The organism is Peribacillus sp. NPDC006672 (genome assembly GCF_050274955.1).
In the GTDB taxonomy this organism is placed as follows: Bacteria; Bacillota; Bacilli; order Bacillales; family DSM-1321; genus Peribacillus.
Genome location: NZ_JBNNOR010000006.1, coordinates 243,979 through 257,388, shown reverse-complemented (window position 1 = coordinate 257,388; position 13,410 = coordinate 243,979). Strand labels below are relative to the sequence as shown.

Genomic DNA, 13,410 nt, shown 5'->3' with positions numbered 1-13,410 from the left:
GGGAAGGGAAAGATGAATGAAAAAAAGATTCTGAATGATTTTGTCGTAATCAAAGCCATTGAGGATAGTGTGAATGTCATCGGGTTAACAAGAGGAACCGACACCAAGTTTCATCACTCTGAAAAACTTGACTCAGGAGAGGTGATGATCGCACAATTCACGGAGCACACCTCGGCGATAAAAATCAGGGGACATGCAAAAGTTTATACTCCATTCGGGGAGATAGAAAGTGATTCTAAAAAGAATGCATTTGACAAATGATAGCTTATCTTTAATGGGTTAAATATTAAATCAATCATCTGATATCGCGTTTAACAAGCTGTAAATTTCCCGCATCCATTTTTTTGAAGAACAAAAGACGATGGTTTCCTTATTTTTGGAAGTTTCTTTTTATAAACGTTGTCCATTTCATCTGATTGTTTTTATGGTATAATAATGTGTATTTTACACAGACAGAAACCAATATGTATGAAAAAAATTATCTTTCGGGGATGCAAGGGTGGTCTCAATTGTTAAACATAACGGACGACATAAGCCAATTAAAACGAGTAATAGAAACGAAAGCTCAACATCCATATTTATTGAAGCATATACAAAAGCCAAGCTTAGACGAAGATAAACTGATATTGCTTTGGGGATTGTTTAGCGATTTGGACGTTTTAAGCGAAAAACGGAATCAATACATCATTTCAACAATGTTAGTGCAAATAGCTCTGGATACCCATGAAATCGTATCGAATTCTGGTGAAGGAGTCGAGTTGCCAGAGGTTTTGAAAAATCGCCAACTACAAGTGCTTGCTGGTGATTACTATAGTGGCTTATACTATCAAGGGCTTGCCAGTGTAGGTAATGTTGATATGATCCGTATACTTTCAAGCGCGATAAAAAAAATAAATGATAATAAAATCATCCTTTATCAACAAGGGTCCATTAATGATGTGCCAACGCTTTTAAAGACGATAAAAGCGATCGAGGCTTCGCTGATTCATAAACTGGCCGATCACTATAATCAGCCTGACTGGATAGACATATCGGAAGATCTGCTGCTTTTGAAGCGGTTGCTTGCCGAGAAGAGGAGTTATCTGAAGTCGGGTCAATCGATAGTTTTTGATGTCCTAAGGGAAATGCCTTTTGATGACTCGATAAGTGGAACCATGCTGATTTCAGAAAAAGAAGAACGGGTACGGACCCAATTCGATAAGTGCCTGAGGGACGCCGGGCAATCCGTGCAGTGCTCGATGCGGAAGCTGGCGAAATTGGATGATGAACTTCAGGAAAGAGTGAATGTCATCTTGGAGCAAACAAAGAGTATAGCAAATTCATATGTGAAAGAAGGGTGAGTCATGGAGCAGTCTAAAGAGCAAAAAGTTCATCATGTCTTTGAAAAGATCTATGGAAACTATGACAAGATGAATTCCCTCATCAGCTTTAAACAGCATCTTAAATGGCGGAAGGCTACAATGGCCATCATGAATGTCCCAAAAGGCGCCCATGCACTTGATGTATGCTGTGGAACAGCGGACTGGACCATTGCCCTTGCTAACGAAGTAGGACCAGAAGGAAAGGTCGTTGGTTTGGATTTTAGTAAGAACATGCTGAAAATCGGCGAACAAAAGGTGAATGAACTCAATTTAGATCAGGTTTCCCTAATGCATGGGAATGCAATGGAAATGCCTTTTGAGGACAATAGCTTTGATTATGTCACGATCGGTTTCGGGCTGCGGAATGTCCCGGATTACATGCAAGTGCTTAAAGAGTTAAACCGGGTAACCAAGCCGGGTGGAATGGTGGTTTGCCTGGATACTTCACAGCCAACGATGCTTGGTTTTAAACAGGGCTATTATTTTTATTTCCGTTTCATTATGCCCATGTTCGGCAAATTATTCGCAAAAAGTTATAGCGAATATTCATGGTTGCAGGAATCAGCTCGAGATTTCCCAGGCATGAAAAAGCTTGAAAGCATGTTCAAGCATGCTGGAATGGAAAATGTCAGTTACAAGGCCCATTTCGGCGGTGTTGCAGCAACACATTTCGGGTACAAGCCTTCAAAATAAGTATAATAGCAATGGACAAAGCTGGGTGGAATGTATGAAATTTAAAATGATGTATTCATTTTTGAATGCAGATTTGCAATTAATAGAAAAAGAACTAGAAGCCGCAATTGAAGCGGATTCCACTGTTTTAAGGGAAGCTTCCCTGCATTTATTGCAATCCGGTGGAAAGCGGATCCGTCCGGTATTCGTCCTATTGGGTGCGAAGTTTGGCAGTTATGATATTCATGTCGTAAAGCATGTCGCAGCGACATTGGAACTGATCCATACGGCTTCCCTTGTACATGATGATGTTGTGGATGATGCGGATTTACGCAGGGGATCTGCAACCATTAAATCAAAATGGGATAATCGTGTCGCCATGTATACAGGCGACTTCATTTTTGCTCGTGCACTGGAAATGATGGCGGTGATCGAGTCTCCTCTTGCGCATCAAATTCTCGCTGATACTATGGTTGAACTATGTCTTGGGGAAATTGAACAAATAAAAGATAAATACAATTTTGAACAGAATTGGCGGATATACCTTAGAAGGATCAAACGAAAAACGGCATTACTGATTGCATCCAGCTGCCAGTTGGGAGCCATTTCAGCGGGGGTTGAAGAGAAAGTTCACCAAAAGCTATTTAAATTCGGATATTATGTCGGTATGTCTTATCAAATTACAGATGATATATTGGATTTTACGGCTTCGGAAGAAGAGCTTGGGAAACCAGCCGGAAGTGATTTGATTCAAGGGAATATCACTTTACCCGTTTTGATTGCAATGGAAGATCCAAAGTTGAAAAAACTTATTGAAACAGTTCGGGAAGATACGCCAAAAGACGAGATGTCGCATATTATCAATGCGATAAAATCTTCCGGGGCCATTGAACAGGCAGCAAGGATCAGTGATATGTATTTAGAAAAGGCTTTTACTGAGTTGAAAGGTCTTCCTGCTATTAAAGCTAGAAAAACTTTATCCGATATCGCAAAAAATATCGGAAAAAGAAAGTTTTGATACTTGGAGTTGCGAAACTCATCAAACAATGGTAATATTCTAAAAGGATTGCCTTATAAAGGCAAATAACAATGATACATATTAGGAGTGACATTCATGGAAAGAACATTTTTAATGGTAAAGCCTGACGGCGTTCAACGCAATTTAATCGGTGAAATCGTTTCCCGTTTTGAAAAGAAAGGCTTCCTTCTTGCAGGAGCAAAATTAATGGTCATTTCTCAGGAATTGGCTGAGCAACATTACGGCGAGCACAAAGAACGTCCTTTCTTTGGCGAATTAGTGGACTTCATTACTTCAGGTCCTGTCTTCGCAATGGTTTGGGAAGGTGAAAATGTAATCACTACTGCACGTCAAATGATGGGTGCTACTAACCCTAAAGATGCAGCAGCAGCAACAATTCGCGGTGATTTTGCCGTAACTGTTGGCAAAAACATCATTCACGGATCTGATTCAGCTGAAAGCGCTGTACGTGAAATTGGTTTATTCTTCAAAGAAGAAGAACTTGTTGAGTATTCAAAACTTGTTAACGAGTGGGTTTATTAATTAATACAATCATTATATAAAAAGCGGGTTCCGTCGACATTATGCGATGGAACCCGCTTTTTTGTATTGCTTTTTTAGAGTAGCAGTCGTAAGGAATTATTTTAGTTTAAAGAAAATATGGCACTCTCCGATATATAAAGAGAAGAACCACTTTAAATAATTATGTACAGGGGAGTCGTAGGAATGCCTCAAGAATATGAAGAGTTTATTCGTAATATCAAAACGTTGACAGGCATTGATTTGGCATCATATAAGGAAGGGCAAATGAAAAGGCGACTAACATCTCTATATGAAAAAAGAGGTTATCATTCATTTCGTGAATACTATAAAGACATTCAAACCTGTCCCGGAGTTTTAAATGAGTTTTTGGATAGAATGACAATCAATGTTTCCGAATTTTATAGAAATCCGAAAAGATGGGAAGTGCTGGAGCGGAAAATCTTTCCCGGGCTATTAGGAAGCAAAAAAAGGTTAAAAATTTGGAGTGCGGCCTGTTCAACGGGTGAGGAACCATACACCATTGCAATGATATTATCCAATCTCGTTCCACTTAGCCAGATAGAGATTTTGGCGACGGACCTGGATGAAAATGTATTGGCGCGTGCGGAATTGGGGATTTATCCTGAACGGTCCTTAACTGAAGTGCCTGAAGAAATAAAAAGGAAATACTTTAAAAAAGAAGAGGATTTTTATCGTGTCAATGATGAAATCAAGAAGAGAGTGACATTTAAAAAGCAAAATCTTCTTGCGGATCGGTTCAATCAGGGGTTCGATTTAGTCGTTTGCCGTAATGTTTTAATTTATTTCACTGAAGAAGCCAAAAGTTTATTATATGAAAAATTCAGTGCGTCTCTAAAAAGCGGCGGGATATTCTTTGTGGGAAGTACCGAGCAAATATTCATCCCGGGAAAATATCAATTTGAAACGATCGACACATTTTTTTATAAGAAAAAGTAAATACTTGTTAAAAGGGGCTGATCCTGCATGGGCATTCAGTCCCTTTTCGTTTGCCATGCAATCAGGCAAATCGCATAGGAACCATGGATCGGAAAGATTAAACTATATCGAAAATGTTGGAGAACATGTAAAATAAAATGAAAAATGATAAAATTCAAACAATATGGTTTTTAAATTTTACATATACCCACAACTCATAAAATTGTGGTATATTGATACATATACACTTTAAAGTGCTAAAAGGGGGCTGGAAGATGAGATATTTAACAGCGGGAGAATCGCATGGTCCGCAACTTACTACTATTATTGAGGGATTACCGGCAGGAATGCCGATTACGACTGAGGATATAAATCAAGAATTAGGACGCCGGCAAAAAGGGCATGGGCGTGGACGAAGGATGCAGATCGAGAAAGACCAGGCTTTTATATCTTCGGGAATCAGACACGGCTACACACTGGGATCACCGGTGGCTTTAGTGGTTGAGAACGACGACTGGAAGCATTGGACGAAGATCATGGGAAGTGAAGGACTTTCAGAGGAAGAAGCTGAAGAAATCAAACGTAAAATCACCCGGCCTCGCCCTGGTCATGCTGATTTGAACGGTGGGATTAAGTACGGGCACCGCGATTTAAGAAATGTTTTGGAACGGTCTTCAGCCCGTGAAACGACCGTAAGGGTAGCAGCAGGGGCTGTCGCTAAAAAGCTGTTGTCTTTATTGGGGATAGAAGTGGCATCACATGTTTTGGAAATTGGTGGAGTGAAGGCAGAACCGCCAAAATACGAAACGATTCAGCAATTGCAACAGGTGACAGAAGAATCATCTGTTAGATGTTTTGATAAAAACGTAGAGCAACAGATGAAGGACGCAATTGATGAAGCAAAACAAAAAGGGGATTCCATCGGCGGTATCGTTGAAGTCATTGTAGAAGGAATGCCGGTGGGTGTAGGAAGTTATGTGCATTATGACCGTAAGCTTGATGCAAAACTTGCCGCAGCGATAATGAGCATCAATGCATTTAAAGGAGTAGAAATTGGTCTTGGGTTTGAAGCGGCCCATCGATTCGGCAGTGATGTCCATGATGAGATCGCATGGGATGAAGAACAGGGCTATTACCGGAAAACCAATCGCCTTGGAGGTTTTGAAGGCGGTATGACTACTGGGATGCCGATAGTTGTGCGGGGTGTAATGAAGCCGATCCCTACTTTATATAAACCTTTGAAAAGTGTTGATATTGATACGAAAGAAGTGTTCGAAGCAAGTGTCGAACGTTCCGATAGTTGTGCAGTTCCTGCGGCAGCAGTAGTTGCTGAGGCAGTAGTGGCATGGGAACTGGCGGCAGCGATCGTTGATCAATTCCCTTCAGATCGTTATGAGCAATTAGCAGAATACATTAGATCATATCGGGAAGAAGTAAAGGGGTTTTAAATCATGGAATCCATCCAAATAAAAACGGTTTCCAAGCAATATCCGGTTTTAATTGGCAAGAAGGCGATAAATGAATTATCCGAATTAATAACACAGGAATTAAATCATATAAACAAGATTCTGATCATAACTGATGAGAAAGTGGCGGAACTGCATTTGCAAACCGTGAAAAACACACTGATCAAGACGGGGAAACCGGTCCTGCATCATGTTGTGCCAGAGGGGGAGCATGCTAAAACATTCGATGTGTTTTATGAATGCCAAAGTTACTGCTTATCACAACAGATTAATCGGAAGTCGCTGATTATCGCCCTTGGTGGTGGTGCAATCGGTGACTTGGCTGGATTTGTTGCTGCTACTTTTATGAGAGGGATTCCATTTATACAGGTTCCGACAACTTTGCTTGCTCACGATAGTGCGGTGGGCGGCAAGGTTGCCATCAATCACCCGCTAGGAAAAAATATGATTGGTGCCTTTCATCAGCCTGAAGCGGTCATATATGATCTTGAATTTTTAAAAACCCTGCCTCTTAAAGAATTAAGGTCAGGTTTTGCTGAAGTCATTAAACATTCCTTGATAGCCGATAATGAGTTTTATCTATGGTTAAAGTCGAATATTATAGATTTGAATGATATAACGGATGAGCAATTCCTAACAATGATTACAAAAGGGATTGGTATTAAAGCTAAAATTGTCGAAAAGGATGAGAAGGAAAACGGCATTCGTGCCTTTTTGAATTTTGGTCATACGCTTGGACATGCAGTGGAAGGTTCAATGGGTTATGGAAACTTTACGCATGGGGAATCCATTTTAATCGGGATGGTATATGCTCTTAAATTAAGCAAAAAGAAAGAGGGTCTCGATTTTAAACTAGAGGAGTTTATTAATTGGGTATCTTCTTTAGGTTATCAAATTACCATTCCACGCCAACTGGAAAGTGCAATTTTACTTGATTTAATGAAAACAGACAAAAAATCAGTCAATGATGCAGCTACCTTTGTCTTGCTAAAGCAAGTGGGTTCACCACTATTAATGGATATAGCCGACTCTGAGCTGATAGAGGAAATGGTTGATATGATATAGGGTTCAGGAGAAGGGGGAACTATGTGTGATAAGAGGAATTAGGGGTGCCACTACAGTAGAAAAAGACTCAGAAATGGAAGTGATTGCCGCTGTCGAAAAGTTGATGGCAGAAATCATTCAGGTCAACGAGATTGATCCCGATATGGTGGCTTCTGTATTTTTTTCTGCTACGGATGAGATTCGTTCTGTCTTCCCTGCCAAAGCCTTGAGGAAATTCGAAGGGTGGACCTATGTACCGGTCACATGCATGAAAGAAATACCGGTGAGCAATTCCTTGCAATTTTGTATCCGGGTTATGATCCATGTAAATACGGCGAAATCTCAAAAAGAAATACAGCATGTATACCAGGCAGGGGCTACCGTATTACGGCCAGATTTAAAACAAAAAAGATAGATATAAGATGATTTTAATATATAAATAAATATAGAGGTGATTGAAATGAAATGGAATGAAGCGGTCCTATCCTTGAAGTCTTATCAACCGGGAAAATCCACTGATGAAGTGAAGAAATTATACGGGCTGGAAACAATAACAAAATTGGCTTCAAATGAAAATCCTTTTGGCTGTTCCGAAAAGGTTAAGGAGTCCGTTAGGAATTCAACCCATTCTTTTGCCATCTATCCGGATGGATATGCAACGATGCTTAGGGAAGCTGTTGCAAAACATACAGGTGTGAAAGAAACTCAGCTTATTTTTGGGAATGGATCTGATGAGAACATTCAAATCATTTCCAGAAGCCTATTGGGAGCTGGAAAGAATACGGTCATGGCAACAGGCACTTTTTCGCAGTATCGCCATAATGCCACGCTAGAAGGTGCGGAAATAAGGGAAGTTTCTCATATAGACGGAGCTCATGATCTAAAAGGAATGCTAAAAGTTATAGATGAAAAAACCGCTGTTGTCTGGCTTTGTACACCCAATAATCCTACAGGTAAATACATTTCCGAACAGGACTTATTATCATTCATCGAAAAAGTGCCGGAAGATGTTCTTATCGTTCTGGATGAAGCTTATTGTGAATATGCAACGGCTGAGGATTACCCGAGAACGAATCAATGGATTAATAAATTTAAAAACTTGATCATACTTCGTACATTTTCAAAAATTTATGGACTTGCAAGTTTTAGGGTAGGGTACGGTTTGGCAGATGAGGATATTATTCAAAAACTAGATCCATCCCGGGAACCATTCAATGTCAACACATTCGCACAGAATATTGCTATCGTCGCTTTGGAAGATCAAGCTTTCATTGAAAAATGCAAGGAAGAAAATCAAAAAGGGCTCAAGCGGTACTATGAATTTTGCAATAAGGAAAATTTAGCTTATTACCCGTCACAAGGTAATTTTATCTTTATCCATTTTAAACAGGATGCCGATGTGGTGTTTCAATATTTGCTTGAGCGCGGATACATTGCAAGATCGGGGAAATCCTTTGGTTTTCCTAACAGCCTAAGGGTAACGATTGGTTCTACTGAAGAAAATGAAGGAATGATTAATGCTATTAAAACTTTCTTGAATGAAGTTGAGGCACCTTCTGATTCGCTGCTTTAACGTTTTTATCAAACCTAGAGGAGCATAAAAGATGCGGGGGAGAGAAGAGTGAAGGGAAAGGTTTTTGTAATAGGTCTAGGTCTAATTGGCGGATCATTGGCCATGGCCGTCCGCCATGCACATCCAAAAGCCGTGATTGTTGGTATGGACCTAAGTGAAAAGAATATTCAACTATCGATGCTATTGGGGATCATTGATGATTCTGTATCATCTCTGGAAGCGGGAGCATGTGAAGCTGATTTGATTCTGCTTGCTGTGCCTGTCAATGAAACCGTCAAGATTTTAGCTCAATTAGCTGATATGGATTTAAAAAGTGATGTCCTCATATCGGATGCGGGAAGTACGAAGGATACAGTGGTTAAGGCAGCAAAACCATTGATAGATAAAGGGGTGGCCTTCATCGGAGGGCACCCTATGGCTGGTTCACATAAAAGCGGCGCCGGGGCAGCTAAATTGCATTTATTTGAACATGCGTTTTATTTGCTGACTCCTGGAGATTCAATTGACGAAGAAAAAGTGGAGCAATTGAAAGAGTGGTTACAAGGGACAAGAGCGAACTTTTTGGTTGTCACCCCTGCTACACATGATAAGCTGACTGGGGTCATTAGTCATTTTCCGCATATTGTCGCATCGGGGCTCGTTAAGCAGGCAGAAAATTACAGTAAGGAAAACAAGTTGATTTCAAGGCTTGCAGCAGGCGGATTCCGAGATATTACAAGAATTGCTTCAAGCAGTCCGGAAATGTGGCGTGACATTTTGTTACATAACCGCGATGTGTTACTTGAATTAATGAATGATTGGCTGAATGAAATGGAGCATATAAAAGGGCTGGTAGCAAATGAAGATAGTGAAGAAATCCTTCGATTCTTTACTGATGCCAAGATTTTCAGGGATGATTTACCAACCCATGCGAAAGGCGCCATACCAGCGTTTTATGATTTATATATCGATATACCGGATTATGCCGGAATAATTTCTGAGATTACAGGATATTTGGCACAAGAAGGTATCAGCATTACAAACATAAGGATCATAGAAACAAGGGAAGAGATATATGGTGTGCTGGTCATCAGCTTCCAAACGGATGTAGATCGCATAAAAGCCGCGGATTGTATCTCAAGACATACAGATTATGAAACGATCCTGGCATAATATAATAAGGAAGGATGGTTGTATGAATACAAAAAAATTACAAACGAACATCCAATCATTGCGTGGTTCGATTGCCATACCGGGAGACAAGTCCATCTCCCATCGTTCGATAATGTTCGGAGCCCTTGCCGAGGGGGAAACGACAGTCACTAATTTTCTTCCAGGTGCCGATTGTTTAAGTACGATTTCCTGTTTTAAGCAGCTTGGAGTCCATATTGAACAAGAAGGCCAGCATGTCAGAATTGAAGGCAAAGGTTTTAATGGATTAAAGGAACCGGAAGAAGTGCTGGATGTCGGAAATTCTGGTACCACGATCAGGTTAATGATGGGGATTTTGGCAGGGCAGGATTTTTCGGCGGTGCTGGCAGGGGACGAATCGATAGCCAAACGTCCAATGACACGGGTAGTTAACCCTCTTCGTCAGATGGGAGCGGTCATTGATGGTCGAAAAGGAGCCGAATATACCCCGCTCTTCATAAGAGGAGGCAAATTACAAGGGTTTCGCTATGAATTGCCTGTGGCAAGTGCGCAGGTCAAATCAGCAATAATCCTGGCAGGCTTACAGGCTGACGGGGAAACGGTCATTATCGAACCGGAAGAGACCCGTGACCATACTGAACGAATGATCCAAGAGTTTGGCGGGAAAATCCAAAAGGATGGTCAAACGATTAAAGTAAGTGGAAGTCAAGTCTTCAAAGGAACCACCATCCATGTGCCGGGTGATATTTCTTCGGCGGCTTTCTTCATGGTGGCTGCAGCGATTACGGAAAATAGTGAAGTGGTGTTAAAGAATGTGGGCCTTAATTCGACAAGGACTGGAATCATCGAAGTCATGAAATCGATGGGGGCGGATATTACGATAGAGAAGAAGACGAGCGAGGGTGAACCGGCAGGAGACATCACTGTCAGAAGCTCCCGACTAAAAGGGACGACCATCAGCGGTGATCTAATTCCCCGTCTCATCGATGAAATACCAGTAATTGCACTTCTGGCAACACAGGCTGAAGGAATAACGACAATCAAGGATGCAGCAGAACTTAAAGTGAAAGAGACCAATAGAATTGATACGGTCGCAAATGAGCTTTCCATCCTGGGGGCAGATATAATTCCGACAGCAGATGGATTGATTATCAATGGACGTAAAGCCCTGAATGGGGGTAAGGTTACAAGTCATGGAGATCATCGTATCGGGATGATGCTCGCTGTCGCAGCTTTAATAACGGATGGGGAAGTGGAACTTGCTGACCCTGATGCCATAGATGTATCATACCCACAATTTTTTGGGCATTTGACGCAATTGATAAAGTAAATATAAAAAAAGTTTACAAACCTTATTTGGTCTGTAAACTTTTTTTTCATGCTTGAAAGTATTGAAAGCACTAACATGCAGGCTTTTATGCCTGTATTATTCAAGGAAATTATGAAAAAGGGATCCCAGATCAAAAAGGAGATTGACCGCAGAATGGAGAATTAACTAGTAACCTTTTTTTAATGAGAATGGAGGGGACTTCATCAATGGAATACAGGGCTACAGTATGGTAAACTAATGAATACTGTTTACTATGCATCTCACGATTACAAGGGTATTTGGTTCTTTATGGCAGAGAAGATGACATAATGGCGTGAGTGTATATGACTAGAGACCAAGTCTATCATGCAAAAGGAAGGAATCAACAATGAACACAGTGGAACAAGTTGTACAGCATTTAAAAAAAGGGGAATTAACAGAAGCTCTTAAACATATAAATCGAATTAAATCATTAGAGTCAGCAGAGGACATTTTGATGCTGGCCGAGGAAATGCTCCAGCTTGGTTTTGTGGAGGAGGCAAAGGATCTTTTTGAACATCTACTGGAACTTTATCCTGATGAAGGAGAATTGATTGTTTCGTTGGCGGAAATCCTGATTGACATGGACCAGGAAGATGAAGCGATGCTAATGCTTGAAAAAGTAAGTGTTGATGATGAAGTATATCCAAGTGCTTTACTTTTGGAAGCGGACCTTTATCAATTACAGGGGATGGATGAGGTCAGTGAACGAAAGTTGCTTCAGGCCAAGGAAATACTTCCGGATGAAATCATCATTGATTTTGCGCTAGGTGAACTGTACTTTCATCAAGGAAGGGATCAGGAAGCCATTGCAAATTACATAAAGGTTTTGGAACAGGAACAAGAAATCGCTGGAGTCAATGTCAATCAGAGACTTGCTGAAGCATTAAGCAGCTCCGGGAAGTTCGAGGAGGCCCTTCCGCACTTTGAAAAGGCTTTAAATGAGGGGCTTGAAATCAATACCCTATTTGAATATGCATTTACAGCATTTCAGGCAGGTCTTTATGAGACAGCCGTTCGTAAGTTTACAGAACTGAAAGAAATGGATCATGAATACCATTCCCTGTATTTATACCTGGCAAAGAGTTATGAACATCTTGAAGATTTGGAAAATGCCTTGAAAGCAGTCAAAGAAGGAATCAAGGCTGATGAATTCAATAAGGAACTTTACTTCTTCGGCGGAAAGATAGCCTTGAAAAGCGGACTTGAAGAAGAGGCGGAAAATCTATTTAAAGAAGCTCTTGCCATAGATCCAGGATACTTAGAAGCTGCACTCACCCTCTTGAAATTGTATATGCATCACGAAAGGTATGAAGATGTATTGGAGTGTATTGGTGAAGTTAGGCGATATGGAGAGGATGATCCGCAGTTTGAATGGATCGCTGCTGTATCTTATCAACACACCGAACAATTTAAAGAGTCATTAACCAGCTATCATAAAGCATATAATTCATTCAAGGACAATCAAGATTTCCTGGAGGACTATGGTTTCTTTTTAATTGAAGAAGGAGACAGAGCCACATCTAGAGAAGTATTTAATAAGCTGCTTGAGATAAACCCAGCCAATGATGAGTATGTAATGATTTTGGAGCGGCTAGGAGAAAGTACAGATGGAATGTAGATAAGGGAAAGAAAACTAAATCTAGACAGAGGAGGGAATTCATGGTGGCTGCCCCTGTTTCTGTGAATGAGAAGAAGGATTTTATTCGGTGGTTTTTAAATCATTATCAACTGAAACGAAGAGAATGCGTGTGGATATTGAATTACTTAATGAGTCATGATCAACTAATGAAAAAAGTTCATTTTGTAGAAAATGCCCAATATTGCCCACGTGGATTAATAATGTCGACACATTGTGTGGATGAGGTCCCTTTCAGGTTCTATAAGTCCAATATCATGACGACCGATGCAGAGAAATCTTTTCACGATATCCGCTTAAATCGGGATGAAGATATTTATATTCAGCTCAACTTTAAATCCGCTTACTCTTCCTATCAATATGCAGCGGTACTGGAAAGCAATCCCTTCATGCCGAAGTCTACGGCAGCGAACGAAAAGGATCAGCTGCTAGCTGAACAGTTTTTAGAAAAAAGCATGTTGTATTTTCAAAGGGACCGCCTGCTTAAGGAAATTGATGAAGCACTTGATAAGCATGATGAACAAGCATTTAAAAACTTAACAGAGCAATTGAATCAATTAAAAGTACTTGGATGAAATAAAATGACCTTTCCGTAATCAGGAAAGGTTTTTATTTTTTATAAAAGATTGATAAAACCTACATTTTTGTAAAGACTATGGGTATATGGTAAAGATGTTAT

Annotated in this window: 14 protein-coding genes; all 14 read left to right on the top strand. The window is 40.4% G+C overall.

Annotation, left to right across the window (positions count from 1 at the left end; all coding sequences use genetic code 11):
* Window positions 1-12: 12 nt before the first annotated feature.
* The 14 genes from mtrB (at window position 13) to ACQKKK_RS12300 (ending at window position 13,306) form a co-directional block, all read left to right on the top strand.
* Window positions 13-261, top strand: coding sequence for a trp RNA-binding attenuation protein MtrB (mtrB, locus tag ACQKKK_RS12365; protein WP_427616451.1), 249 nt, complete (start codon window positions 13-15; stop codon window positions 259-261).
* A gap of 248 nt (window positions 262-509) precedes the next feature.
* Window positions 510-1,340 carry a heptaprenyl diphosphate synthase component 1 gene (locus tag ACQKKK_RS12360; protein WP_427616450.1) on the top strand — a complete coding sequence of 277 codons (831 nt, stop codon included), beginning with the start codon at window positions 510-512 and terminating at the stop codon, window positions 1,338-1,340.
* 3 nt (window positions 1,341-1,343) lie between these two features.
* A complete protein-coding gene (locus tag ACQKKK_RS12355; RefSeq protein ID WP_427616449.1) occupies window positions 1,344-2,054 on the top strand; it encodes a demethylmenaquinone methyltransferase in 711 nt (236 codons plus the stop codon).
* A gap of 34 nt (window positions 2,055-2,088) precedes the next feature.
* Complete coding sequence (gene hepT, locus ACQKKK_RS12350; protein ID WP_061463876.1) at window positions 2,089-3,051, top strand: heptaprenyl diphosphate synthase component II; 963 nt, start codon at window positions 2,089-2,091, stop codon at window positions 3,049-3,051.
* Between the two features lie 96 nt (window positions 3,052-3,147).
* On the top strand, window positions 3,148-3,594 hold the full coding sequence (gene ndk / locus ACQKKK_RS12345) for a nucleoside-diphosphate kinase (RefSeq protein ID WP_307270482.1): 447 nt from the start codon (window positions 3,148-3,150) through the stop codon (window positions 3,592-3,594).
* Between the two features lie 183 nt (window positions 3,595-3,777).
* Window positions 3,778-4,551: a CheR family methyltransferase gene (locus tag ACQKKK_RS12340; protein ID WP_427616448.1), complete on the top strand. Its 774-nt coding sequence runs from the start codon at window positions 3,778-3,780 to the stop codon at window positions 4,549-4,551.
* A 254-nt stretch (window positions 4,552-4,805) separates the two neighbouring features.
* Window positions 4,806-5,978: a chorismate synthase gene (gene aroC / locus ACQKKK_RS12335; protein WP_427616447.1), complete on the top strand. Its 1,173-nt coding sequence runs from the start codon at window positions 4,806-4,808 to the stop codon at window positions 5,976-5,978.
* A 3-nt stretch (window positions 5,979-5,981) separates the two neighbouring features.
* Window positions 5,982-7,061, top strand: coding sequence for a 3-dehydroquinate synthase (gene aroB / locus ACQKKK_RS12330; RefSeq protein ID WP_427616446.1), 1,080 nt, complete (start codon window positions 5,982-5,984; stop codon window positions 7,059-7,061).
* Window positions 7,062-7,086: 25 nt separating this feature from the next.
* On the top strand, window positions 7,087-7,455 hold the full coding sequence (gene aroH / locus ACQKKK_RS12325; RefSeq protein WP_427616445.1) for a chorismate mutase: 369 nt from the start codon (window positions 7,087-7,089) through the stop codon (window positions 7,453-7,455).
* Window positions 7,456-7,500: 45 nt separating this feature from the next.
* The gene (hisC, locus tag ACQKKK_RS12320; protein ID WP_427616444.1) at window positions 7,501-8,613 is read left to right on the top strand and encodes a histidinol-phosphate transaminase; all 1,113 of its coding nucleotides are present in this window, start codon (window positions 7,501-7,503) and stop codon (window positions 8,611-8,613) included.
* 48 nt (window positions 8,614-8,661) lie between these two features.
* A complete protein-coding gene (locus ACQKKK_RS12315; protein ID WP_427616443.1) occupies window positions 8,662-9,765 on the top strand; it encodes a prephenate dehydrogenase in 1,104 nt (367 codons plus the stop codon).
* Window positions 9,766-9,787: 22 nt separating this feature from the next.
* Window positions 9,788-11,074: a 3-phosphoshikimate 1-carboxyvinyltransferase gene (gene aroA / locus ACQKKK_RS12310; protein WP_427616442.1), complete on the top strand. Its 1,287-nt coding sequence runs from the start codon at window positions 9,788-9,790 to the stop codon at window positions 11,072-11,074.
* A 367-nt stretch (window positions 11,075-11,441) separates the two neighbouring features.
* A complete protein-coding gene (locus ACQKKK_RS12305) occupies window positions 11,442-12,713 on the top strand; it encodes a tetratricopeptide repeat protein (RefSeq protein ID WP_427616441.1) in 1,272 nt (423 codons plus the stop codon).
* Window positions 12,714-12,754: 41 nt separating this feature from the next.
* Entirely contained in the window at window positions 12,755-13,306 is a 552-nt protein-coding gene (locus ACQKKK_RS12300; RefSeq protein ID WP_427616440.1) for a ReoY family proteolytic degradation factor, read from the top strand.
* The last annotated feature ends 104 nt before the right edge of the window (window positions 13,307-13,410 follow it).

What these genes read in the sequence shown, in the direction of transcription:
- mtrB (WP_427616451.1), top strand. Translation starts at nt 13, where the DNA reads ATGAATGAAAAAAAGATTCTGAATGATTTTGTCGTAATCAAAGCCATT.
- ACQKKK_RS12355 (WP_427616449.1), top strand. Translation starts at nt 1,344, where the DNA reads ATGGAGCAGTCTAAAGAGCAAAAAGTTCATCATGTCTTTGAAAAGATC.
- hepT (WP_061463876.1), top strand. Translation starts at nt 2,089, where the DNA reads ATGAAATTTAAAATGATGTATTCATTTTTGAATGCAGATTTGCAATTA.
- ndk (WP_307270482.1), top strand. Translation starts at nt 3,148, where the DNA reads ATGGAAAGAACATTTTTAATGGTAAAGCCTGACGGCGTTCAACGCAAT.
- ACQKKK_RS12340 (WP_427616448.1), top strand. Translation starts at nt 3,778, where the DNA reads ATGCCTCAAGAATATGAAGAGTTTATTCGTAATATCAAAACGTTGACA.
- aroC (WP_427616447.1), top strand. Translation starts at nt 4,806, where the DNA reads ATGAGATATTTAACAGCGGGAGAATCGCATGGTCCGCAACTTACTACT.
- aroB (WP_427616446.1), top strand. Translation starts at nt 5,982, where the DNA reads ATGGAATCCATCCAAATAAAAACGGTTTCCAAGCAATATCCGGTTTTA.
- hisC (WP_427616444.1), top strand. Translation starts at nt 7,501, where the DNA reads ATGAAATGGAATGAAGCGGTCCTATCCTTGAAGTCTTATCAACCGGGA.
- aroA (WP_427616442.1), top strand. Translation starts at nt 9,788, where the DNA reads ATGAATACAAAAAAATTACAAACGAACATCCAATCATTGCGTGGTTCG.
- ACQKKK_RS12305 (WP_427616441.1), top strand. Translation starts at nt 11,442, where the DNA reads ATGAACACAGTGGAACAAGTTGTACAGCATTTAAAAAAAGGGGAATTA.
- ACQKKK_RS12300 (WP_427616440.1), top strand. Translation starts at nt 12,755, where the DNA reads ATGGTGGCTGCCCCTGTTTCTGTGAATGAGAAGAAGGATTTTATTCGG.